The organism is Cellulomonas xiejunii (assembly GCF_024508315.1).
GTDB lineage: Bacteria > Actinomycetota > Actinomycetes > Actinomycetales > Cellulomonadaceae > Cellulomonas > Cellulomonas xiejunii.
On sequence record NZ_CP101987.1, the window covers coordinates 1,517,124 to 1,540,327 of the forward strand.

Below are 23,204 nucleotides of genomic sequence, written 5' to 3' on the forward strand. Positions count from 1 at the left end.
CGAGCCCGGCCGGCAGCCGCGGAGAGGTCGACCGACATCAGTCGGTGGGCTCGGCCGTCGGCTCGCCCGTGCCGAAGTACTCGGCCACGAGCTCGTCGTACGTGCCGTCCTGCGTGATCCGCTCGAGCGTCGCGTTCGCGGCGTCGAGGAGGGCCGTGTTGCCGGTGCGGACCGCGAGGCCGTACTGCTCGCCGGTCGGCACGACGAACGCGATCTCGAGCCCGTCGCCCGCGTACGCCTCGAGCACGGTGACGTCGTTCATGACGACGTCGACCTGGCCGTTGCGCAGCGACTGGATCTGCAGGCCGAGGTCCTCGAACTGGACGCCCTCGAGGCCCTGCTCGTCGACCCACGTGGCGCCGGTCGTGGCCTGCTGGACGCCGATCTTCGCGCCCTCGAGGCCCGCCTCGTCCGTCACGGTCGACCCGGAGGCGACCAGCACACCCTGGTCGGCGTCGAAGTACGCGTCGGTGAAGTCGACGTTCTTCTCGCGGGCCTCGTTGATCGTGAGCGCCGACGCCGCGATGTCGCACTGGCGTGCGTTCAGCGCCGCGCCGGACTCGATCGCGTCGAAGCCCGTGTTGAGCGGTCGCAACTCGACGCCCAGGTCCGCGGCGATCTCACCGGTGATGGCCATGTCGAGGCCGACGATCTCGCCGTCCTCCTCGTACTCGAACGGCTCGAACGGCGGGTTCGTGCAGACGGTCAGGGTGCCGTCGTTCACGAGCGCGAGCTCGCCGTCGTCGCCGGCCGTGTCGTTCCCGCTGGAGCAGGCGGTCAGGGCGAGCAGTGCGACAGCGGCCAGGGCGCTGACGGGCAGGGGGTGGCGCATGGGGGGTCCTTCCGAGCGGAGCAGTGCGCGCATAACTATACGCTACTCATCATTCCTATCCGTTGCGGGGTCACCAGGGACCTCCGTCCCGACCCTGCACGGCGTGCTCGCGCACGCCCGGGCGGGGCCGCGCCCTGCTCGGCGCGAGCCGTGCGCCAGGCGGCGGGTCACCGGGCCACGGCCTCCCCGAGGCGCGCGTCCCGGGCCACGACGGTCTCGCCCGTCCCGGACGCGATCTCGAGCGTCCCGGTCGCGCGGCCCGCGTTGCGGACGTCGTCGAGTGCAGCCTCGACACCGGCGCGCAGGGCATCCGGCACCTCGAGGACGGCGTGCTCGACCGGCGTGCGCATGGACACCTTCGCCTCGGACTTGACCTTGCGCAGGGCCGCGAGCGCGGCGCCCGCACCCGCGACGAGACCCGGGTCGGCGTCGCCGGCCGCCGCACGCAGCGTGTCGCTCGTCGGCCACGGCGCACGGTGCACCGTGCCCTCGCGCCACCACGACCAGACCTCCTCGGTCGCGTACGGCAGCACGGGCGCGAACAGGCGCAGCAGCGTGTCGAGGGCCAGTCCGAGCGCCGCGCGTGCCGAGGCCGTCGCGGACGTGACCTCCGCGTCCGAGGCGCCCGCACCGTACGCGCGGTCCTTGACCAGCTCGAGGTAGTCGTCGCAGAACGTCCAGAAGAACGTCTCCGTGAGCTCCAGGGCGCGGGTGTGGTCGTAGCCCTCGAGGGCGGCGGTCGCCTGGTCGACGACGGCCGCGAGGCCGGCGAGCATCGCCCGGTCGAGCGGCTCGGTCACGAGCGCGGGGTCCAGCGACACCGGCTCGTCCGCGGGTCCGAACGACAGCACGAACTTGCTCGCGTTGAGGACCTTGATGGCCAGGCGGCGGCCGATCTTCATCTGGCCGACCTCGAACGCCGCGTCGGTGCCCAGCCGGGCACTGGCCGCCCAGTAGCGCACCGCGTCCGAGCCGTGCTCCTCCAGCAGGCCCATGGGCGTGACGACGTTGCCCTTGGACTTGCTCATCTTCTTGCGGTCGGGGTCGAGGATCCAGCCGCTGATCGCCGCGTGCTTCCACGGCAGCGAGCCGGACTCCAGGTGCGCGCGCACCACCGACGAGAAGAGCCAGGTGCGGATGATGTCCTGCCCCTGCGGGCGCAGGTCCATCGGGAACGTCCGCGCGAACAGGTCCGGGTCGTCGAGCCAGCCGCACACGATCTGCGGGGTCAGCGAGCTCGTCGCCCACGTGTCCATGATGTCGGGGTCGCCGACGAACCCGCCCGGCACGCCGCGCTGGTCGGCGGTGTAGCCGGCCGGGACGTCGCTCGACGGGTCGACCGGCAGTGCGGCCTCGTCCGGCACGAGCGGGGAGTCGTACTGCGGCTCGCCCTGCTCGTCCAGCGGGTACCAGACGGGGATCGGCACGCCGAAGAAGCGCTGGCGCGAGACCAGCCAGTCGCCGTTGAGGCCGCCGACCCAGTTGTCGTACCGGACGCGCATGAAGTCGGGGTGGAACGCGAGCTCCTGGCCGCGGGCGAGCAGCTCGTCGCGCAGGCCCTCGTCGCGACCGCCGTTGCGGATGTACCACTGGCGGCTCGTGACGATCTCGAGGGGCTTGTCGCCCTTCTCGTAGAAGTTGGCCTTGCGCTGCGTCGGGACCGGCTCGCCCAGCAGGTCGCCCGACTCCCGGAGCCCGGCGACGACGGCCTCGCGCGCGCTGAACGTCGTCTTGCCGGCGATGTCGCCGTAGACCGCGCGGCCCGCGTCGGACGTCAGCCACTCCGGCGTGTCCCGCAGGATGCGGCCGTCGCGCCCCATGACCGAGCGCGTCGGCAGGCGCAGCTCGCGCCACCACTGCACGTCGGTCAGGTCGCCGAAGGTGCAGCACATCGCGATGCCCGCGCCCTTGTCGGGCTCGGCGGCGGGGTGCGCGAGCACGGGCAGCTCGACGCCGAACAGCGGGCTGGTCACCGTCGTCCCGAACAGGTGCTGGTACCGCTCGTCGTCGGGGTGCGCGATGAGGGCGACGCACGCGGGCAGCAGCTCCGGGCGCGTCGTCTCGATGACGACCTGCTCACCGTCGGGGCGGTGGAACGCGACCTTGTGGAACGCACCGGGGTAGTCGCGGGCCTCGAGCTCGGCCTGCGCGACGGCCGTCTGGAACGTCACGTCCCACAGGCCGGGCGCCTCGGCCTGGTACGCCTCGCCGCGACCGAGGTTGCGCAGGAACGCGCGCTGCGACACCGCGCGGGCCTTCGCGCCGATGGTCTGGTACGTCATCGACCAGTCGACGGAGAGCCCCAGACGGCGCCACAGCGCCTCGAACTGGAGCTCGTCCTCGGCGGACAACCGCTCGCACAGCTCGATGAAGTTGCGGCGCGACACCGGCACCTGGTCGCCCGGCTTGACGGCCTTGCCGTCGGTGCCGTTGTGCGGCGGCACGAAGCCCTCGACGTACGGGAGCGACGGGTCGCAGCGCACGCCGTAGTAGTTCTGCACGCGACGCTCGGTCGGCAGCCCGTTGTCGTCCCAGCCCATCGGGTACATCACCTCGCGGCCGCGCATGCGCTGGAAGCGCGCGACCACGTCGGTGTGGGTGTACGAGAACACGTGACCGACGTGCAGCGAGCCGGAGACCGTGGGGGGCGGGGTGTCGATCGAGTAGACCTGCTCACGCTCGGCCGTGCGGTCGAACGTGTACGTGTCCTGCTCGGCCCACGTCCGCGACCAGCGGTCCTCGAGTCCGTCGACCGAGACCTTGTCCGGTACCTGGCGGGCGGCGGTGGCGCTCGTCGGGGTATCGGTGCGGGGGGTCTGGTCGCTCATGGTCACCCATCCTCCCAGATCGACACCCCCGCCAGTGCACGTGCGAGCCGCCCGGGCGGCCCTATCCGGGGATGGCGCGCCGTGCGCGGTAGGCGGCGACGTGAGCGCGGTTGCCGCAGGAGTTGACGTCGCAGAACCGCCGCGAGCGGTTGCGGGAGAGGTCCACCAGCACCGCGCGGCAGCCCTCGCCCGCGCACAGGCTCATGCGCGCGTACTCGTCGGACCGCACGACGTCGGCGACACCCATCGCGGTCTCGACGACGATGACGCTCGCGAGCGCGGCGTCCGGGACCGTGGCGTGCAGGTGCCAGTCCACCGCGTCGTGCCGGACCAGGCGCGGGACCGCGTCGGCCTCGTGCAGCATCGCGTTGACGAGCTCCGCCGCCTCGTCGCGCTGGACGTCCCACAACCGGGCGATGCGGTCGCGGGCCGCGCGCACCTGCGCGACCTCCGCGTCGTCGCGGTCGTGACGGCCGGTGTAGCCCCAGCGCGTGAAGTACGCGTCCAGGTCGGCGACGGTGCTCAGGGCGTCGTGGCCGTCGCGGCGCCGCGACGTGTTCACCAGCTCGGCGGCGGCGAGCAGGTTCATCTCGGTGTCACGAGCGAAAACCACATTGACTCCTGTCGCGTTGCCGCTCTAGCGTCATGAGCATAGGAGCATCTGACTCCTGACAGCGGTCCCGGCCCGCAGTTGCCGCCGGTCGCTGTCCCACCACCCGTCGCGGACCGCGTGCCACGTGGCCGACGGGTCGAGCCGCAGGAGTCACGGGTGCAGACCTCGGGTGCGCGCAGTGCCGGGATCGTCGCGGGGCTCGTCGCCGCGCTCGCCTTCGCCACGAGCGGGCCCGTGGTCAAGCCGCTGCTCGCCGCGGGCTGGAGCCCGGGGGCGGCGATCGTCGTCCGCCTGGCCATCGGCGCGGTGCTGCTCGCCGGGCCGGCGGTGTGGGCGCTGCGGGGGCGCTGGACCGCGCTGCGGACCGACTGGGCCACCGTCGTCGGCCTGGGGATCCTCGGCGTGGCCGGCGCCTCGACGCTCTACTTCTTCGCGGTCGAGCGGCTGCCCGTGGCCGTCGCCCTGCTCGTCGAGTACACGGGGCCCCTGCTCCTGCTGCTCTGGGGCTGGGTGCGGACGGGACGGACGCCCGCCCGCGCGACCCTCGTGGGCGCCGCGCTCGCGACAGGTGGCCTCGTGCTCGTGCTCGACGTCACCGGCACGCTGCAGCTCGACCCGCTCGGCCTGGCCTTCGCGTTCGGTGCCGCCATCGGCAACGCGGGGTACTTCGCGCTCACCGCGCGCCCCATCACGCTGCCGCCGGTGAGCCTGGCCGGCGCGGCGATGCTGGTCGGTGCGCTCGTCGTCGGGACGCTCGCCGCTGTGGGCCTGCTCCCCGTCGAAGCGCCCGACGTCCGGGTCGACCTGCTGGGCGCGCAGGTGCACTGGGCGGTCCCGCTGCTCGTCGTCGGCGCTGTCCCGACGGCCTTCGCGTACGGGGTGTCCGCGGTGTCCGTGCGGCTGCTGGGGGAGCGGCTCGCGTCGTTCCTGGCGCTCTCGGAGGTCCTCCTGGCCGTCCTGCTGGCCTGGGTGCTGCTGGGGGAGCAGCCGCTGCTCGTCCAGGGGCTGGGCGCCCTGCTCGTCGTCGCCGGCGTGGCGCTGGTGCGCACGGGTGCCGACCGCGACGTGCGCCGTGGGGCCGCACCGCCACCGGCGGTGGCGGTGCTCCCTCCCGAGCCCGCGCCCGAGCGCGCGGCCGAGCCCGTCTGACGGTCGGCGACGGGCACGCCCGCTCCCACGCCGGGTTCCGCGTGACCCGGGCTGCACGACGCGGGACGTGATGGGGTGATGTCGTGCACGTGAGCCCGACGACCCCGGCCGCGCTGGCTGCCCACGTCGTCGACCGGGTGCTGGCCGCCCCCGGCAGGCGCAGGGTCGTCGTCGACGCGGCCGCTGCCCTCGGTGCAGGCGTGGTGCTGGCGGACGCGCTCGTCGAGCCGCTGCGTGCCGCGGGACGCGACGTCGTGCGCGTGCACGCCGACGACTTCCTGCGCCCGGCGTCGCTGCGGTACGAGCACGGCCGCGAGGACCCGGACGCGTACCTCGAGGACCGCCTGGACGCCCGTGCGCTCGCGCGCGAGGTGCTGGACCCGTTCGGCGTCGACGGGACCTACCTGCCGACGCTGTGGGACCCCGAGCGCGACCGGGCGACGCGTGCTCCCCGCAGGCGCGCGGCCGAGGGCGCGGTCCTGGTCCTCGACGGCGAGCTGCTGCTGGGACGGTGGTTCGACGCCGAGCTCACGGTGCACCTGACCGTGCGCCCCGCGACGCTCGCGCGCCGGCTCGGGCCCGACCGCGCGTGGCAGCTTCCCGCGTTCGCGCGCTACGAGCAGGAGGTCGGCCCGCAGGACGTCGCGGACGTCGTCGCGCGCGTCGACGACCCGCGGCACCCCGCGCTCGTCGTGCGCTGACGCCCGGCCGGGCGCCCTGCGCAGGCGCGGGGCTAGGCTCGGTCGGCAGGGACGAGCACTCGGGGAGGCGCATCACGTGGCAGGTCTGACGGTCGGGTACGCGGCCATGCTGGAGCAGTTCCACCCTCGTGAGGCTGTGGAGCTCTCGGCGTACGCCGAGCAGCACGGGTTCTCCGGCGTCATGGCTGCGGACCACTTCGCGCCGTGGGTGCCCGCCCAGGGGCAGTCGTCGTTCGTGTGGAACGTGCTCACGGCCGTCGGCGAGCGCACCACCGGGGACATGGGGCCGGGCGTCACCGCCCCGACGTTCCGCTGGCACCCGGCGATGGTCGCGCAGGCCTCGGCGACGCTCGCGGCGATGTACCCGGGACGGCACTGGCTCGGGCTGGGCTCGGGCGAGGCGCTCAACGAGCACGTCGTGGCCGGCTACTGGCCCGAGGCGCCCGAGCGCATCAACCGCATGTTCGAGGCCATCGACATCATCAACAAGCTGTTCTCGGCCTCCCTGGCAGGCAAGGACGTCAAGCACTCGGGCACCTTCTACAAGCTCGAGTCGACGCGCCTGTGGACGATGCCCGAGGTGGCGCCCGAGATCCTCGTGGCGACCGCGGGACCCGTCACGGCCAAGCGCACCGGCCGGCACGCCGACGGCATCATCACGGTCGGCGCGCCGCTCGAGAAGATCGCCGGGCTCTTCGGGAAGTTCGCCGAGGGTGCGCGGGAGGCCGGCAAGGACCCCGACGCGATGCCCAAGGTGCTGCAGCTGCACCTGTCGTGGGCGCCGACCGACGAGGAGGCGCTCGCCAACGCGATGCACGAGTGGCCCAACGGCGGCATGAAGTTCCCCAAGGCCGACATCCGCTCGCCGTTCGACTTCGAGCAGATGGCCAAGCTCGTGCGTCCCGAGGACTTCGAGGGCCGCATGGTCATCTCGTCCGACCCGGACGTGCACCGCGCGGAGATCCAGAAGTACGTCGACCTCGGGTTCGACCGGATCTACCTGCACAACGTCGGCCGCAACCAGCGCGAGTGGATCGAGGTCTTCGGCCGCGACGTGCTGCCCCAGCTCGCGCGATGACCGTGGGCGAGCTGCGCGTCTGGGCGCCCGACGGCATCCGCGAGGTCGTCCCGGGCGACGACCTGGTCGCGCTGCTCGTCGCGTCCCTGCGGGCGGACGCCGCAGCCGACCCGGGGCACGCGCTCGCCGACGGGGACGTGGTGGTCGTCACGAGCAAGGTCGTGTCGAAGGCCGAGGGGCGCGTGGTCGCCGCCGACGACCGTGAACGGGCGATCACCGAGCAGACCGTGCGGGTCGTCGCGACGCGTGAGCACCCTGGCGGTGTCACGCGCATCGTCGAGAACCACCTCGGCCTGGTGATGGCCGCCGCCGGCGTGGACGCGTCGAACACGCCCGAGGGCACGGTCCTGCTGCTGCCGCTCGACCCCGACCGGTCGGCGCGGGCCCTGCGGGCCGGGCTGGCCGCCGCGTTCGGCGTGCGGGTCGGGGTCATCGTGACCGACACGGCGGGACGCCCGTGGCGCCATGGGGTCACGGACCTGGCGATCGGCGCTGCCGGCGTCGAGGTCCTCGACGACCTGCGCGGCCAGGTGGACACCTTCGGGCGGCCCCTGACGATGACCGTGGCGGCGGTCGCCGACGAGATCGCGAGCGCTGCCGAGCTGGTCAAGGGCAAGGCGTCGGGGCGTCCGGTGGCCGTGGTGCGGGGGGTGGGGCACGTGGTCACCGACGACGACGGACCCGGGGCCCGCGTCCTGGTGCGCACGGGGCCCGACGACATGTTCCACCAGGGCTCCGCCGAGGCGTACGCGCAGGGGTGGAAGGACGCGCTCGAGCGTCCCGGGCGCTGAGCGTGGAGGAGCCGGGACCGCGTCCGACGGCACGCGCCGACGCCGCAGCCACGCGGGAGGTCGTGCTCGTCGTCGACGCCGCGAACGTGGTGGGCTCACGGCCCGACGGGTGGTGGCGGGACCGCACCGGCGCGGCGACGCGGCTGCTCGGGCGTCTCGGTGCCCTCGTCGACGTGACCACCTCGCTGCCGGACGGCACCGGTGTGCGGGTGCTGCAGGTCGACGTCGTCCTCGAGGGGCAGGCGCGGGCGGCGACCGATCCCGGTGTGCCCGGACTCGCCGTGCACCTCGCGCCGCGCGACGGCGACGCGGAGGTCGTCGTCCGGGCGCGGGCGGCCGGTGCCCGGGCCGTGGTCGTCACAGCCGACCGGGGGTTGCGTGCCCGCCTCGGCGGCGCCGCGGTCGTGGGGCCGGGGTGGCTGCTCGGGGTCCTCGACCGGCAGGAGGACGCGGGACGCCCGTCCTGACGGGCACCTGCGGGGGAGCGTCGCGCGCGCGATCGACCGGATGCGCACGGCGCCGGCCCCGGAGCGCGACACCGGCCGGGAATCTCCCATCTGTCCGCCATGCAGGATGCGCTGGTCGGTGAGTTGCCGGGCTGCCAGGGTTGCGGCGGTCGCTCGCCGCACCGGCGCGACGGGGCATGGACGCGCTGGAGGTGCCGTGGGCGAGGGGACCTCGACGTCGCTGACGTCAGCCGGCGGGTCCTCGCGCTCGGCGTCGCAGGGACTGCATGCGTCCGGCCTGACACGCCGGTACGGGAGCCGTACGGTCGTCGACGACGTCTCGTTCGAGGTCCTGCCGGGTCAGGTCGTCGGGTTCCTCGGTCCCAACGGCGCGGGCAAGTCGACGACCCTGCGCATGCTCTGCGGTCTGGGCCGCCCCGACGCCGGCGTCGCACTCGTGGACGGCACCCCCGTCCACCGTCTGCCGAACGCCGGCCGGGTGATCGGTGTCCTCCTGGACGCCTCGGCGGTCCACCGGGGCCGAACCGTCCAGGAGAACCTCTCGCTCGTCGCGCAGACGATCGGCGCGCCGCGCCATCGGGTCCCGGTGATGCTCGAGGCCGTCGGGCTCGGCGCCGTGGCCCGTCGCCGCAGCGGTGCGCTCTCCTTGGGGATGCGCCAACGGCTCGCACTGGCCGTGGCCCTCGTGGGTCGTCCGCGCTACCTGGTGCTGGACGAGCCGCTCAACGGCCTCGACACCGAGGGCATCAGCTGGGTCAAGGACGTCGTCCGGGGGTTCGCCGCCGACGGGGGTGGCGTCCTGGTGTCGAGCCACCTCATGGCCGAGGTCAGCACGCTGGTCGAGCGCGTGGTCGTCATCGATCGTGGCCGCATCGTGCAGGACGCCCCGTTGGCCCACGTCGTGATGTCGACCGAGACCGCGCTGTGCCGCTCGACGGATGACGAACAGCTGCTGACGGCGCTCCTCGCGGCGGGCGTCGAAGCCCGGGCGGAAGGTGGCGCACTCGTCGCCCACGCCTCGACCCGGCGCATCGGCGAGATCGCGGCTGCGACCGGCGCGGTGCTCCTGGAGCTCCGCCCGACGTCACGCGAGCTAGCCGACGCGGTGCTCGCGCTGACGGAGGGCGAGTTCCGGGCACGCCGAGGGCTGGATCTCGCCTCCTGGGGAACGGACGAGGAGCACCTGCGATGACAGCGGCCACGACCGTGAGCTCCGACCTCCGGCGGGACGAGGTTGTCACCACCATCCCGTTCCGCCGGCTGGTCGCCGTCGAGCTGCGCAAGAGCGTCGACACCCGAGCCGCTCGCGCGACGCTCGCGATCCCCGTCGGGCTGAGCGGTCTCGGACTGCTGCTCGTCCTGGTGCTGTCGGCGGAGCCGTCGCTCGAGCTCGCGGTGCTGCCGGCCGCCCTCGTCGGCGTCGTGATGCCGATCATCGGCGTGATGACCATGACCTCGGAGTGGAGCCAGCGCACCGCGCTCGTGACCTTCTGGCTCGTGCCACGACGCTCGCGCGTCCTCGCCGCGAAGGTGGTGGCGACGACGCTGCTGGCGGTCGCGACGATCGCGGCGACCTTCGTGACCTTCGTGCTCGTCGGAGTGCTCGCGCTCAGCCTGCGGGGCCTGCCCGTGGACTTCGGGGCGTTCGACGACGAGATGCTGGCGATGCTCCTGGCCACCGGCTCGGGGATCTACCTGGGCCTGGCCTGGGGTGCGCTCCTGAGGTGGACCGCGGCGGCGGTCGTCGCGGTGATCGTCATCCCCGCCGTCGTCGATCCCCTGCTGTGGGTGGCGTTGGGCGACCGGGCGCAGTGGCTGACGTGCGGGACCGTGCAGGCAGCGCTCGGAGGTACCGAAACGGCACCGGGCGCCGTCCTCACCTCCCTCCTGCTCTGGTACGTCGTGCCGTTCGGCCTCGGGTGGTTCCTCCAGGTCAGGCGGGAGGCTGCGTGACGCCTCCCGCCGGCGTCCGCCGGTACACGAGCCGCCGGTAGAGCGACTCCGCCGGACCCCGGCGCCCGGCCGCCTCCAGCGTCACCGCGACCGCGACCGTGACCAGCCACACCCCGACGGCCCACGCGACCACCTGCGCCGAGCCGAGGTGGACCCCGAGCCCGCCGGCCCACGGGGCGAGCGGCAGGACGAACAGCACCGACTGCAGCAGGTAGCAGGTCAGCGACCGCGTGCCCACCGCGCGCAGGGCGCGGCCCACCGGTCCGAGGGTCGCGAGCGTCGTGCCGCGGGCGGCGACGGCCCAGCCGACCAGCGCGGCGAACGCGACCCCACCTGCGGCACCCGTGAGCTCGTGCAGCATCGCCGAGCCGAACGCGTCGAGCACCGACGGGTCCCGCAGCCGCGCGACGGCGGTCGCGAACGGCACGGCACCGAGGACGCTGACCGTCAGGCCCACGACGGCCGTGCGGCGCAGCAGGCGGACGTGGTCCGCGGGGCGCTCGAGGATCTCGCGCCGGGCGGCCCACAGCCCGAGCAGGACGAGCGGCAGCGCGATGACGGCACCGAGCGGTGCGCCGACGAAGCCGCTCATCGCGCGCAGGCCCATCGCGAACAGGGGCGACTCGACGGACGGGACGGTCAGGGCGCCCATCTCGAAGACGTCCTTGAGGACGACCGCGCCGCCCAACGCACCGCCGAGGAGCCCGCTGACCGCCAGGAGCAGTGCGGTCGTCACCAGCAGCGTCCGGTCCGAGGCACGCACGAACAGGACCGCCACCAGACCCGCCAGGCCGTACGCGCCGAGGATGTCACCCTCGAACAGCAGGACGAGATGCACGGCGCCGAACGCGACGAGCACGGCCGCGCGGCGCAGCAGGTCCGCACGGCACGCCGGCCACGGCACCCACGCCGCGGCCCGCCGGCGCACGACGACGCCGATCCCGTACCCGTACAGCAGCGCGAACATCGGCATGGTGCGGCGGTCGATCAGCAGGGAGACCACGCCGTCGACGGCGCGGTCGAGCCCGGACGAGTCGACCGGCCGCATGCCCAGGCCGACCACACCGCCCGAGAGGTGCACGACCGCGTTGGCGATCGCGATGCCGAGCAGCGCGAGGCCCCGCGCGACGTCCGGTGCCACCGCCCTGCGCTCGACCGGGACGGGCACGACCGGCGCGTGCGCGGGCGCCGGCAGGGGGACCGGCGCGGCGTGCGGCAACGAGGAGGGGGGCGTCGTCGTCATGCCGCCCATCGTGGCGGTCACGCCGGTGGTGGCGCGTCGGTCTCGCGGATGGTTCTGCGCTCGGTCGTCGGGCGGAACCAGGCGACCGCTCGGAGGCGCAGGTCAGCGGGCCGCCTTCGCGGCGGCCTTCGCGGCGCGCTTCGTCTCGCGGACCTTGCCCAGCGATGCGGCGTCGCGGACGTCCGCGATCGACCGGAACGCGTCGTCGCCGTAGGCACCGGCGGCCTCACGCCAGCCCGCGGGCTGTACGCCGCGCTGCTTGCCGAGCAGCGCGAGGAAGATGCGGGCCTTCTGGTCGCCGAAGCCGGGCAGCGCCTTGAGGCGCCGCAGGACGGTCGGCCCGTCGGGGTCGCCGTCCGTCCAGATCCGCGTGACGTCACCGTCGTACTCGTCGACGACGGCCCGCGCGACGGCCTGGATCCGACCGGCCATCGAACCGGGGTAGCGGTGCACGGCGGGCGGCGTGGCGCACAGCGCGGCGAACTGCTCGGAGTCGGCCTCGGCGATGCGGTGCACGTCCCAGCCGCCCATGCGGTCGGCGATCTTTGCCGGCCCCGCGAAGGCGGTCTCCATCGGCACCTGCTGGTCGAGGAGCATGCCGACGAGGAGCGCGAACGGGTCGTCGTCCAGCAGCCGGTCCGCGGCGTCGTCGCCGGTCATCCACAGCGTGTCGGTCATGACGTCATTCTGGCGCAGCATCCGTCGAGGCGGTCGAGCGTGCCGGCCTCAGATCCGACGTGCCGCGAACGACAGCATGGTGGGGATCGTGGCGAACCAGCGCTCGTCGTCGGTCCACGCGTCCTGCGGGGCGCGGTGGTGGGGGAGGGACGGCGGCTCGTCCAGGTCCACGACCGCCAGGCCGGCGTCGCGCAGGCGGTGGACGTACCAGGCGAGGGGCCGGTGGTAGTGACGGTGCCCGCCGAAGTCGTCGATCCACCACTCCTCGTGCCCGAGGTAGCCGGTGACGCGCCGATGCCGCTGCGCGTCGTACACCGGCTGCTGGCGGAAGAACGCGGGGTGCAGGATCGACGCGACGAGCACGCCGTCGTCGGTGAGCCGGGCGGCGACGTCGGCCAGCAGCCGGTCGAGCTCCGGCAGGTCCATGAGCACCATGTGGCTCACGGCCACGTCCGCGTGGTCCGGCAGGCCGTCCGGGAGGCCCGCGGTCAGGTCGGCCACCTCGAACCGCACGCCCGGGTGGTCGGCCCGCGCGCGGGCGACGAGCTCGGCGCTGCCGTCCACACCGACCACCTGCGCGCCACGCGCCGCGAGCGATGCCGCGAGCCACCCGTGGCCGCAGCCGAGGTCGAGCACGTGGGGGTTGCCTGCGGGCAGCCACCGGTCGAGGAACGGCTCGAACCTGCGCCGGAACGAGTCGTCGGGGCCGCCCACCGTCGAGGCGTACGTCCGCGCGGACCGGTCCCAGGCGGCGAGGTCGGCAGTCGAGCGGGCCACGGGGCCATCGTCGAGGCACGGGCGCGTGCGCACAAGGGTCGTCGGGGAGGGATGTGGACGAACCGGACACCCGGCCCTCGTTTCTCGCTACCCTCGGCGCGCTCCGACGTCCTCCGGTCGACGAGCACCGACCGACCAGCGAGGGAGCGACGTGCGGACCCGACTGACGTACCGACGCCCGGTGACGGACCGCACCGTCGAGGTGGACGTCGTCGTGACCGCGGACGCGGGCGCGACGGTCGCGGACGTCGCCGACACGTTCGTGCGGGCCGAGGCGGTCGCCGGGCGGATCATCTCGGGCCCCGTCACCCTCGCGCTCTCCCCGCCGGACGGCGGGGCGCCGCGCACTCTGGCGTCTCGCGCCGGCCTCGCCGAGGCGGGCCTGCGCGCAGGCTCGACGGTCGGCCTGACGCCGGTCGTCGACGAGCCGTCCGGCACGGGCGTCGCGCCCCAGGACGCGCACGCCCGCCTGACGGTGGTCAGCGGCCCGGACGCCGGCCTCGAGGTCCACCTGCCGCGCGGCACGACGACGGTCGGGCGCGGACGGCACTGCGACGTGCGGCTCACCGACGCGACCGTCTCCACGACGCACGCGCGGGTGGTCGTCGGTGACGCAGTCGAGGTGGTGGACGCCGGGTCGTCGAACGGGGTCGTCATCGGGTGGGGCCGGGTCGAGCGTGCGGTCGTGGGGCCGCGGGACTACGTGGTGCTCGGCGAGACCATCTTCACGCTCACGCGCGTGCGGCCGGCGGACGGCTCCGGCGACGGGTCGGCGGTCGTGGCGTTCAACCGGTCCCCGCGGGTCGTGCCGGTGCACCCCGAGCGGACCGTGGAGGCGCCCGCACCCCCCGAGCCGGCGCGGCCCGGACGCTTCCCCGCGGTGGCGCTGGCCGCCCCGGTCGTCATGGGCGCGGTGCTCTACGCGATCATGCCCCGCGCCACGACGCTCGTGTTCCTCGCCCTGAGCCCTCTACTGCTCGTCGCGGGCTGGGTCGACAAGCGGTTCACGGAGCGGCGGCGGCTCAAGGAGGAGACCGCGGCGTTCCGGACGTCGCTCGACGCGCTCGACGCGGACCTGACGGCGGACCTGCAGAAGGAGCGGCTGGCTCGCCTGGGCGAGCTGCCCTCGACCGGGCAGGCGGTCCGCGCCGCTCGTGACCTCGGCCCCGTGCTGTGGTCGCGGCGCCCCGGCGAGCCCGCCTTCCTGGCCCTGCGGCTGGGCGTCGGCACGTCGACGTCCCGCACGACGTTGCGGCTCCCTCCCCGCGGACGAGCGAGCGCCGAGCACTGGGCGCTGGTGGAACAGCTGCGCGACCGGTTCGCCGACGTGCACGGCGTGCCCGTCGAGGTCGCGCTGCGAGACGTCGGGTCAGTGGGTGTCGCCGGTCCGCGCGCGCAGGTGGACGACGTCGCGCGGGCCCTCCTCGCTCAGCTGGTCTGCCTGCACGCGCCCTCCGAGCTCGTCGTCACGGGTGTGGCGTCGTCGTCCAGCCGGGACCGGTGGGACTGGCTCAAGTGGCTGCCGCACGTCGCCTCCCCGCACAGCCCGCTGACGGGTCCCCACCTGGCGGCCGACCCGATGACGTCCACCCGGGTCGTCACGGCGCTCGAGGAGCTGGTCGCGGCACGGCAGGCCCTCGGGCGGCACGGCGAGGCGGCCGAGCCCGCCGTGCTCCTCGTCGTCGAGGACGACGCGCAGGCCGAGCGCGGGCGGCTGGTCCGCCTCGCCGAGGACGGCCCGGGCGTCGGCGTGCACGTGCTGTGGTGCGCGGCGCAGGTCGAGGCGCTGCCCGCCGCGTGCCGCGCCTTCCTCGCGGTCGACGACACCGGGGGACGGGTGGGCAGGACACGTGACGGCCGGTGGGACGCCGTCACGTGCGAGCGCGTCGACGTGCCCGCGGCGACGGACCTCGCGCGCCGCCTCGCCGCCGTCGTGGACGACGGGACGCCGGTCGTCGACGAGTCGGACCTGCCGCGCGCCGTCGGGCAGCTGAGCCTGCTCGGGCCGGAGGTCGCCGACGACCCCGGAGCGGTCGTCGAGCGCTGGCACGAGACCGGTTCCGTCCTGGCGCGGACCGGTCCCGCCGTGCGGCGCCGGGGGGACGCCGGTCTGCGGGCCGTCGTCGGGCAGGGCGCGACCGGTCAGTTCGTGCTCGACCTGCGCACGCAGGGACCGCATGCGCTCGTCGGCGGGACGACGGGGTCCGGCAAGAGCGAGTTCCTGCAGTCGTGGGTCCTGGGCCTGGCGACGGCGCACAGCCCTGACCGGGTCACGTTCCTCTTCGTCGACTACAAGGGCGGCGCGGCCTTCGGCGACTGCGTGGAGCTGCCGCACGCGGTCGGGCTCGTCACCGACCTGTCACCCCATCTCGTGCGGCGCGCGCTCGTCTCCTTGCGCGCCGAGCTGCGGCGGCGCGAGCACCTGCTGCAGCGCAAGGGCGTCAAGGACCTCCTCACGCTGGAGCGCACGGGCGACCCGCAGACGCCACCGTCGCTCGTCATCGTCGTGGACGAGTTCGCCGCGCTCGCGGCCGACGTGCCCGAGTTCGTCGACGGCGTCGTCGACGTCGCGCAGCGGGGCCGCTCCCTCGGTCTGCACCTCGTCCTGGCCACGCAGCGGCCGGCGGGCGTCATCAAGGACAACCTGCGCGCCAACACGAACCTGCGCATCGCGCTGCGGATGGCCGACGAGGCTGATTCGACGGACGTCCTCGGCACACCGCTCGCAGCCGGGTTCGACCCGGCGGTCCCCGGCCGGGGGGCGGTCCGGACCGGGCCCGGGCGGCTGGCGCTCTTCCAGGCCGGGTACGCCGGTGGGCGCTCGAACGCGACGACGCCGCGCGCCGCCGTCGCGCTCGAGAGCCTGGAGTTCGGTCCGGGCGAGCCCTGGGACCTCCCGACTCCGGTCGACGTCCCGCTCCCGGACGACGAGGGGCCGACCGACCTCGAGCGGACCGTGCGCACGTTGCGGGCCGCGGCGCGCACCGCGGCGATCCCCCCGCCGCGCCGCCCGTGGCTGCCCGAGCTCGCGCCCGTGCGGGCGCTCGAGGAGGTCGTCGACCCGGCACGGCCCGGTCTCGTCCTGGGCGTCGTGGACCGGCCGGCGCACCAGGAGCAGCACCCGTGGGTGTGGGACCCGGATGCCGAGGGGTCGTTGGTCGTGCTCGGGACGAGCGGGTCCGGCAAGTCGACCGCGCTGCGCACACTGGCCGTCAGCGCGGCGCTCGGCGTCCTCGGGGCGGGGGGGCCGGTCCACGTCCACGGCCTGGACCTGGGGTCGGGAGGCCTGGCGATGCTCGAGGAGCTGCCCGTCGTCGGCTCGGTCGTCGACGGCTCGGACACCGAGCGGCTGCAACGCCTGATGCGCACCCTGCGCGCCGCGCTCGACGACCGCGCCACCCGCTACGCGGCCGTCCGCGCCGGGTCCCTCACCGACTACCGCGCGCTGAGCGGACGGCAGGACGAGCCGCGGCTGCTGCTGCTGATCGACGGGCTGGCCGCATTCCGGGAGGCGCACGAGGCCGACGCCGGACGCACGGGGGCGTGGTCCGTGCTGCAGCGGCTCGTCGCCGAGGGGCGGCCGCTTGGCGTGCACGTCGCGATGTCGGCCGAGCGGCCCGGCGCGCTGCCCACGTCGCTCGCGGGCAGCGTCGCACGGCGCCTCGTGCTGCGGCAGGCGGACGAGAGCGCGTACAGCGTGCTCGACGTGCCCAAGGACGTGCTGCGCCCGGAGTCGCCCCCGGGTCGCGGTGTGTTCGCCGGGGAGGCTGACGAGCTGCAGGTTGCCGTCCCGGGCGGCCGCAGCGCACCCGCCGAGCAGTCGACGGCGATCTGCGCGGTCGCGCACCGCCTGCGCGCGGCCGGGGTCCCGCAGACGCCCCCCGTGCAACGGCTTCCGACGCTCGTCGCAGCAGCCACCCTGCCGGCCACCGTGGACGGCCTGCCCGTGCTCGGGATCGCCGACGACACGCTCGCTCCCTGCGGGTTCGCTCCGCGCGGCACGTTCCTCCTCGCAGGCATGCCGGGCTCCGGGCGGACGACCGCGCTCGTCGCGCTCGGTGACGCGCTCCGCCGCGCGCTGCCCGACGCGTCGCTGTACTACGTCGGGGCGCGCCGCTCGCCGGTGCGCGAGAGGGTCGCCTGGTCGGGCACCGCGAGCACCCCCGAGGAGATCGCGTCGCTCGCCCGCGACCTGCTGCCGCAGCTCACCGCCGCGCCAATCGACGGCACGCCCGTCGTCCTGGTCGTCGAGGCCATCGCCGACCTGCTGGGAGGCCCCGCGGAGCAGGCGCTCACCGAGGCCGTGCGCACCGCACGGCGCAACGACCACTTCGTCCTCGCGGAGTCGGAGACCAGCACGTGGGGCTCGTCGTGGCCGCTCGTGGCCGAGGTGCGCAACGGGCGGCGCGGCCTGGTGCTGCAGCCGGACCACATGGACGGCGACGCGCTGTTCCGCACGGCGTTCCCCCGGATGGGGCGCGCCGAGTTCCCGCCCGGGCGCGGCGTGCTGGTGGAACAGGGGCGCATGAGGCGCGTGCAGCTCCCCGTCGCCGACTGACGGTCCGTCGCGGCGGCCGGGCGCGCGGCGCCACGTCCGGGAACCAAGCGGTCAGCCCGGGCGGACGAGCTCCGCGAAGACGACGACGTTGGCCGTGTAGTGGCGCACCGACCCGTCCCAGTCGCCACCGCAGGTGATCAGCCGCAGCCCTGCATGGTCGAGGTCGCCGTACACGGCCGCGGTCGGGAACTCGTCCTTCGGGTGCTCCTCCACCGCTGTCACGGCGAACACGGGCGTCGTCCCGTCGGCGCGGCTCACCCTGACCTCGTCGCCGACGGACACCTGCGCGAGGTCGTAGAAGACGCCGGGTCCGGTGGTCCAGTCGACGTGACCGGCGATGACCGCCGGGCCGAGCTCACCCGGGGTCGGCGCGCCGTCGTACCAGCCCGCGGGGAACCCTGCGGGCGGCACCTCCATGGTGCCGTCGTCCTGCAGGCCCAGCCGCATCAGCTCGGAGTCGACGCCGATCGCGGGGATCTCCACCCGGACGGGGGCGGAAGCCGCCATCACCGGCGGCCGCTGCGACGCGATCGTCGACGCCTCCACGGAGGCCGTGGGTCGCACGGCGGCGGCCGACCGCGTCGGCGCCGGTGCGACGGGCGGCGCGGTGGTGCAGGCGGTCAGGGCCACGACGAGCACGGTCGTGCTCGCCGCGGCACCCGACCACCACCTCATGCTCCGGCCGGCTGCGTCACGCCGCCGGGGACGGACGACGCGCGCGCAGCCGCAGCACGCCCGCGACCAGGGCGACACCACCGGCGAGGGCGAGCGCCACTGGTGCGCCGACCGACGACCCGACGCTGCTGCCGTCGCCCGTCTGCACCCCGCCGACCGGGACGCGCGAGACCTGCGGGCCGCTCCCGGCGCCCGTGCCGGTGCCGGCAGCCGTGCCCGACCCCGAGCCCGTGCCGGCCTCCGACCCCGTGCCCGGAGCGGCGCTCGCGCCGTCACCGGGGACGGGTCCGGCGGTCGTGCCGGGGCTCGCGCTCGGCGAGGCGCTCGGCGTGGGCGTCGCGCACGCCGAGCGGATGATCGTGTTCGAGTCCAGCGTCACGGTGCCGTTGCGCGCGAGGACGCGACCGTCGACCGTCGCCCCCGTCTCGAGGGTGATCGACGTCAGGGCCATGACGGTCCCGGTGAACTGCGTCCGCACGCCCAGCGTGGCCGAGCTGCCGACCTGCCAGTACACGTTGCAGGCCTGGGCGCCGTTGACGAGGGCGACGGTGCTGTCGGTCGCCGTGATCAGCGTCGACGGGGTCTGGAAGACGAAGACGGCACCGGGGTCGCCACCCCCGTCGAGGGTCAGGGTGCCGGTGATGCCCAGCGCGTCGTCCGAGGAGTAGACGCCCGACGTCAGCGTCAGGCCCCCGAGCTCGACGGGCACTGCGACGACCGGCCCCTGGCCCGCGGCCTGGTCGTAAGCGGCGACGAGGTCCGTCTTGGCGCGGTCGGCGACCGCGTCGGCCGCGTGGGTCGCGCCGGTCTGCGTGATCGAGCCCGCACCCGTGATCGACGGCGTCGGGGACGTGCCGATGTCACCGGCGACGGTCGTCGACCCCGTGTTCGTGATGCCGGCGCCCGCGAGGATCGCGAAGGCGTCCGCCGTGGCCAGCGGGACCCGGACCGGGGCCGCCTGCGCGCTCGACGCCAGGGCGACCGCGAGGGCCACCGCCGCGGCGACCGTGACAACGGCTGCCGTCCGTCGGCCCGCGTGGTTTCGTGCGACTGTCGTGATCCTCATATGGCGCTCCTTCGCTGCCCAGGTACAGGTCGGAGCCGAGAGCCCCCCGCTGGAAGGTATGCCCCGGGCGCCACCGGGCGGACCGGATGTGGTGCAGCGCACGACGCAGTTCACCCGGTCGCCGTAGCGAGGTCCGCCGTCCCCGCGCACCTCGCTACGCACGTTGGCCTGCAGGTCGCCGTCCCCGGGGGGCCCGCGGAGCAGGCGCTCACCGAGGCCGTGCGCACCGCCCGGCGCAACGACCACTTCGTGCTCGCGGAGTCCGAGACGAGCACGTGGGGCTCGTCGTGGCCGCTCGTGGCCGAGGTGCGCAACGGAGCCTGTGGACAAAGCCGGACGACTCGGGACGAAACTCGCTAGCGTCTGCGCCGGTGCGCGGCACCACGGCGGGGAAAGCCCCCGCCGCCACGAGCAGCAGGGGAGTGCCACATGGCGAACATCGACGTCAGCTACCAGGAGATGCGGGACGCGGCGACGCGCCTGACCGCCGGGCAGGACGAGATCACGAACCGCTTGGGCGAGCTGCGGTCGTTCATCGAGTCGCTCGTGTCGTCAGGCTTCGTCACCGACCAGGCGTCGGTCGCGTTCGGCGAGTCGTACCGGCAGTTCACCCAGGGGGCGACCGACACCGTCTCCGCGCTGACGTCGCTGGGCGAGTACCTGCGCGCGGCAGCGGCGACCCTCGAGGACGCCGACGCCCAGCTCGCCGCCGGCCTGCGCCGCTGAGCCCGTGACGTCCGACCGCCTCACCGTCGACACCGAGCGCCTGACGGTCGCCGGCGGGCGGCTCGTCGACCTGGCGCACACGTTCTCGAGCGCGAACGTCACCGCACGCGACCTCGCCGGTGCCCTCGGGCATCACGACCTCGTGAGCGTCATGGGTGAGTTCGCGATCGGCTGGGACGACGTGCGCGTGGGCATGGTCAAGGACATCGGTTTCCTCGGTGAGGCGTGCGGACGGATCGGCGACACGTTCACCGAGGTCGATGCGGCGTTCGCGGCTCAGCTGCGGGGGTTGGTGTGACCCGGCCGTCGGACTGGTACCCGTTGGCGGTGTTCGATCCTGTGGCCGGTGATCCTGTGGCGGTGCGGGCGGCGGGTGAGGAGTACGCGCGGGTCGCTGCGCGGATCGAGGCGGCGGCGGCGGACCTGCGGGCGATCGCCGCGGAGATGGACGGGCGCGCGGTCGCGGTCGGGGAGGTCGAGGCGAGGGCCACCCGGTTGGCGGACACGATCGAGCGGGCGCACGGCCGATACGCGGCGGCGGGTGCGGCGCTGGTCACGTACGCGGATGCCTTGGGCCGCGCGCAGGAGCTGTCGTCGACCGCTCACGGCGCCGCAGTGGCGGCATTGCGGGCGCAGGACGAGGCGTTGGCGTCGATCGCGTGGTGGACCCGGATGGCGGACCAGGCACCGGATCCGGTGGTGCGGGACCGGTACCTGGCGCTCGTCGAGGACGCGCGGGCGGAGCTGCGGCTGACGGACGTGCAGCTGGAGGCGGCGCGCACCGATCTGCGGGTGGCGGTGGCGCAGCGTGACGGGGCGGTGAGTGCGGCGTGTGCGGCGATCCGCGGTGCGATGGGCGGTGATGACCTGCACGACACGATCTGGCAGGACCTCGGTGGGGGGGCCCAGGAGGTCGGGCTGTCGTTGTGGAACGGCGTCGACGAGGTCGCGGCGGCGCTGGCGCTCGCTGCGGTCGCGCTGTGCTGGTTGCCGGGTGTCAACGGGGTGCTCGCAGCGGCCGCGACGATCGCGGGTGTGCTGCTGCTCGCGCGCGACTCTGTGAACTACGCGACGGGCAACAGCAGCGGGAGGGAGGTCGGCGCGTCCGCCCTGGGGGTCGTGACGTTCGCCGTCGGACGGTTCGCGCAGCAGGCGATCCGGCTGTCGGTCGCCTCGGCACGCGGGGGCAGAGCGCTTCAGCACAGTGGGCTGGCGGACGACGCGGCGTCGACCAGGACGAGCGCGGCCGGCGCGGGAGCGGCGGGTGCTGCCCTTGCCGGAGACGTTGCGCACCGGGCTGCCGAGCCCGGTGGCGCCGCTGTACTGCGATCGGGTGCTCTGTGGCGATCGATGGCGCCGTCCGTGATCGCGCGCGACACCTGGAACGACTTTCGAGCAGGTATCGACCTGGTCAGAGCGCCTGGGCTGTATCGGCCGAGTGCGAGCAGTCATGTGGCTCGACCGGTGGACGCCGTCGCCAATCCGGTGCGGGAGTACGGAGCGGAGGTCGTGAAGACGTGGCGGGAGAACAAGGCGGCAGGGGTGCTCGCCGCTGTCGGCAACGAAGCGGGGGGCCGTGGGTTGGCAGGAATGCCAGAAGGCGCGGGTACCCCAGGCTGGGTTGCGCTCAGTGGATCCGTCCAGGTCGTCGAGACGGCGTGCGGCATGGCGCCGGTCCTGACGTCCGTTGCGATGAAGGACGCGTGTTCCGGGACTCTCCCGCGGCTCGCGAGAGTGACTGAGGCGCCGTGAACGGAAGGCAACGTGAGCGCGCAGAGGACTCCATCGTCCGGTTCGAGATGAAGCTGCCCGGCGCAGGCTGGGCAGGATGGACACCAGGCGCAAGCATTCGAACCGTCGCGGAACGTCTCGGCGAGGATCTCGCCATCGGAGACGAAGCCCGGCGTGCCGTGAGGGCCTCGATCGAGAGCATCAACAGCGACAGCCGCCGCAAGGGGGACTTCATCCTCCAGAACGCCGTCTGGGTCCCCGACCCATCGACAGGAGCGGTGGCGGCCGTTCTCGACGCCACCGTACGTTCCACGCCCGGCGGGTCCTCGGCACCGGCTCGGTACCTCGCGCGCAATATCCGCAGGGACTTCGGATGGACTACACGGATCGTGGAGTACGTCGCAAGCGAGTCCAGAGTCCCAGCGGGACGCATGACAGCTGAGCACACCATTGTGCGTCCCTTCGGTGAGCGACAGGTCCAGGGGTATCTCTTTCTCCGGGTATTTCCTCCGGGCGCGGGTGAAGCGTTCTCGCTCATCCTGAACACCGTCCACCTCGACCTGCTGACCGAGCTCGCTCGTCAGGGCCGGATGATGGCGGAGTCGCTGCAGCTGACGCTCGGACACATCCCGGGTGGACGGCCCCCGGCGTGAGCGGGGATGTGCGTGCTCGTCCGGCGTCGGACGGGGTGATCGGTCTGGTGGTGCCGGCGGACTGGTGGGTCGTCCCGCTGGCGGACGAGGCGGAGCGTGGCCGCGTCATCGCCGCGATGGTGGACCACCAGGTGGGCGCGGGTGACGAGTACGCGGCGCTGCGACGCCGCCTGCGGGTCGACGTGGGTGCTGCCGCCCGGCGAGCGGCGGCCCGCGACGGGTGGGTCATCGCCTTCATGCTCATGCATGCCGCGGGACGCCCGTTGCCGGCCACCATGATCGGGTACAGGTCGCCCGGGTCGTTCCGTGACGAGGCGGGCGTCGCCGACGTCCGAGCCGCGCTCGAGGACGTCGCGGCGATGACGGGCTGCCGGGTGGAGGCCGGGGCCGGTCCGTTCGGCGTCGTCCTGCGGGCCGTCCGGGTGCGTACCGGCTCATGGCACGGTGTGGCAGACCTGCCGCTGCTCGCGTGCGACTACTGGACCGACCCCGGCGACGGCCACGGCCTCGTGCACCTGGCGTTCACCACGCCGCTCGTCGCGCTGCGCGAGCCCATCGGCGAGCTGTTCGATGCCGTCGCCTCGACGCTGCACCGTAGCGACCCCGTGCCCGGCGACGACCACCCCGAGCCCGGCGATCCCTGCGGGGCGATGCCGGCCCCGTCGGGCACCCGCTGGCCGTGACC

Annotated in this window: 21 protein-coding genes; 13 read left to right on the forward strand and 8 right to left on the reverse strand. The window is 74.3% G+C overall.

What is annotated here, in order from left to right; all coding sequences use genetic code 11:
* Positions 1-37: 37 nt before the first annotated feature.
* The 3 genes from NP048_RS06995 to NP048_RS07005 form a co-directional block, all read right to left on the reverse strand.
* The gene (locus tag NP048_RS06995; protein ID WP_227577485.1) at positions 38-832 is read right to left on the reverse strand and encodes a transporter substrate-binding domain-containing protein; all 795 of its coding nucleotides are present in this window, start codon (positions 830-832) and stop codon (positions 38-40) included.
* 167 nt (positions 833-999) lie between these two features.
* Entirely contained in the window at positions 1,000-3,660 is a 2,661-nt protein-coding gene (valS, locus tag NP048_RS07000) for a valine--tRNA ligase (RefSeq protein ID WP_227577486.1), read from the reverse strand.
* A 61-nt stretch (positions 3,661-3,721) separates the two neighbouring features.
* Positions 3,722-4,273 carry a CGNR zinc finger domain-containing protein gene (locus NP048_RS07005; RefSeq protein WP_227577487.1) on the reverse strand — a complete coding sequence of 184 codons (552 nt, stop codon included), beginning with the start codon at positions 4,271-4,273 and terminating at the stop codon, positions 3,722-3,724.
* Between the two features lie 156 nt (positions 4,274-4,429).
* Between NP048_RS07005 and NP048_RS07010 the strand changes: the two genes are divergently transcribed.
* From NP048_RS07010 to NP048_RS07040, 7 genes are all read left to right on the forward strand, one after another.
* The gene (locus tag NP048_RS07010; RefSeq protein WP_227577488.1) at positions 4,430-5,422 is read left to right on the forward strand and encodes an EamA family transporter; all 993 of its coding nucleotides are present in this window, start codon (positions 4,430-4,432) and stop codon (positions 5,420-5,422) included.
* An 89-nt stretch (positions 5,423-5,511) separates the two neighbouring features.
* Positions 5,512-6,123, forward strand: coding sequence for a nucleoside/nucleotide kinase family protein (locus NP048_RS07015; RefSeq protein WP_227577489.1), 612 nt, complete (start codon positions 5,512-5,514; stop codon positions 6,121-6,123).
* Positions 6,124-6,229: 106 nt separating this feature from the next.
* Positions 6,230-7,201, forward strand: a complete 972-nt coding sequence (locus NP048_RS07020; RefSeq protein WP_227577717.1) for a TIGR03557 family F420-dependent LLM class oxidoreductase — start codon at positions 6,230-6,232, stop codon at positions 7,199-7,201.
* A complete protein-coding gene (locus NP048_RS07025) occupies positions 7,198-7,992 on the forward strand; it encodes a coenzyme F420-0:L-glutamate ligase (protein WP_227577490.1) in 795 nt (264 codons plus the stop codon). Before NP048_RS07020 ends, NP048_RS07025 begins: the two co-directional genes overlap by 4 nt.
* A 2-nt stretch (positions 7,993-7,994) precedes the next feature.
* A complete protein-coding gene (locus tag NP048_RS07030; RefSeq protein WP_227577491.1) occupies positions 7,995-8,459 on the forward strand; it encodes a hypothetical protein in 465 nt (154 codons plus the stop codon).
* Positions 8,460-8,655: 196 nt separating this feature from the next.
* A complete protein-coding gene (locus tag NP048_RS07035) occupies positions 8,656-9,651 on the forward strand; it encodes an ABC transporter ATP-binding protein (protein ID WP_227577492.1) in 996 nt (331 codons plus the stop codon).
* Positions 9,648-10,412, forward strand: coding sequence for a hypothetical protein (locus tag NP048_RS07040; RefSeq protein ID WP_227577493.1), 765 nt, complete (start codon positions 9,648-9,650; stop codon positions 10,410-10,412). The genes NP048_RS07035 and NP048_RS07040 overlap by 4 nt, the downstream gene beginning before the upstream one ends.
* Here the strand turns inward: NP048_RS07040 and NP048_RS07045 are convergent.
* The 3 genes from NP048_RS07045 to NP048_RS07055 all read right to left on the reverse strand — a co-directional run bounded on the left by NP048_RS07045 (position 10,393) and on the right by NP048_RS07055 (position 13,110).
* Positions 10,393-11,655: a DUF418 domain-containing protein gene (locus NP048_RS07045; protein WP_227577494.1), complete on the reverse strand. Its 1,263-nt coding sequence runs from the start codon at positions 11,653-11,655 to the stop codon at positions 10,393-10,395. The genes NP048_RS07040 and NP048_RS07045 overlap by 20 nt on opposite strands.
* 102 nt (positions 11,656-11,757) lie before the next feature.
* Positions 11,758-12,333 (reverse strand): HhH-GPD-type base excision DNA repair protein, encoded by a 576-nt coding sequence (locus NP048_RS07050; RefSeq protein WP_227577495.1) that lies wholly within the window; start codon positions 12,331-12,333, stop codon positions 11,758-11,760.
* A 48-nt stretch (positions 12,334-12,381) separates the two neighbouring features.
* On the reverse strand, positions 12,382-13,110 hold the full coding sequence (locus NP048_RS07055) for a class I SAM-dependent methyltransferase (RefSeq protein WP_227577496.1): 729 nt from the start codon (positions 13,108-13,110) through the stop codon (positions 12,382-12,384).
* A 181-nt stretch (positions 13,111-13,291) separates the two neighbouring features.
* Here NP048_RS07055 and NP048_RS07060 point away from each other — a divergent pair, with 181 nt between their 5' ends.
* The gene (locus tag NP048_RS07060) at positions 13,292-17,668 is read left to right on the forward strand and encodes a type VII secretion EssC family protein (protein WP_227577497.1); all 4,377 of its coding nucleotides are present in this window, start codon (positions 13,292-13,294) and stop codon (positions 17,666-17,668) included.
* A 51-nt stretch (positions 17,669-17,719) separates the two neighbouring features.
* Here NP048_RS07060 and NP048_RS07065 read toward each other — a convergent pair whose 3' ends face one another.
* Entirely contained in the window at positions 17,720-18,343 is a 624-nt protein-coding gene (locus tag NP048_RS07065) for a class F sortase (protein WP_227577498.1), read from the reverse strand.
* Between the two features lie 16 nt (positions 18,344-18,359).
* Entirely contained in the window at positions 18,360-19,409 is a 1,050-nt protein-coding gene (locus tag NP048_RS07070; protein ID WP_227577499.1) for an ice-binding family protein, read from the reverse strand.
* Between the two features lie 429 nt (positions 19,410-19,838).
* Between NP048_RS07070 and NP048_RS07075 the strand changes: the two genes are divergently transcribed.
* Genes NP048_RS07075 through NP048_RS07095 form a run of 5 tightly spaced genes read left to right on the forward strand, consistent with a single transcriptional unit; the run spans position 19,839 to position 23,202 of the window.
* Positions 19,839-20,135 (forward strand): WXG100 family type VII secretion target, encoded by a 297-nt coding sequence (locus tag NP048_RS07075; protein ID WP_227577500.1) that lies wholly within the window; start codon positions 19,839-19,841, stop codon positions 20,133-20,135.
* Positions 20,136-20,139: 4 nt separating this feature from the next.
* Positions 20,140-20,433 (forward strand): hypothetical protein, encoded by a 294-nt coding sequence (locus NP048_RS07080; RefSeq protein WP_227577501.1) that lies wholly within the window; start codon positions 20,140-20,142, stop codon positions 20,431-20,433.
* Positions 20,430-21,887, forward strand: coding sequence for a hypothetical protein (locus NP048_RS07085; RefSeq protein WP_256769456.1), 1,458 nt, complete (start codon positions 20,430-20,432; stop codon positions 21,885-21,887). Before NP048_RS07080 ends, NP048_RS07085 begins: the two co-directional genes overlap by 4 nt.
* Before the next feature lie 47 nt (positions 21,888-21,934).
* Positions 21,935-22,519: a hypothetical protein gene (locus tag NP048_RS07090; protein ID WP_227577503.1), complete on the forward strand. Its 585-nt coding sequence runs from the start codon at positions 21,935-21,937 to the stop codon at positions 22,517-22,519.
* Positions 22,516-23,202, forward strand: a complete 687-nt coding sequence (locus NP048_RS07095; protein ID WP_227577504.1) for a hypothetical protein — start codon at positions 22,516-22,518, stop codon at positions 23,200-23,202. The genes NP048_RS07090 and NP048_RS07095 overlap by 4 nt, the downstream gene beginning before the upstream one ends.
* Positions 23,203-23,204 lie beyond the last annotated feature (2 nt).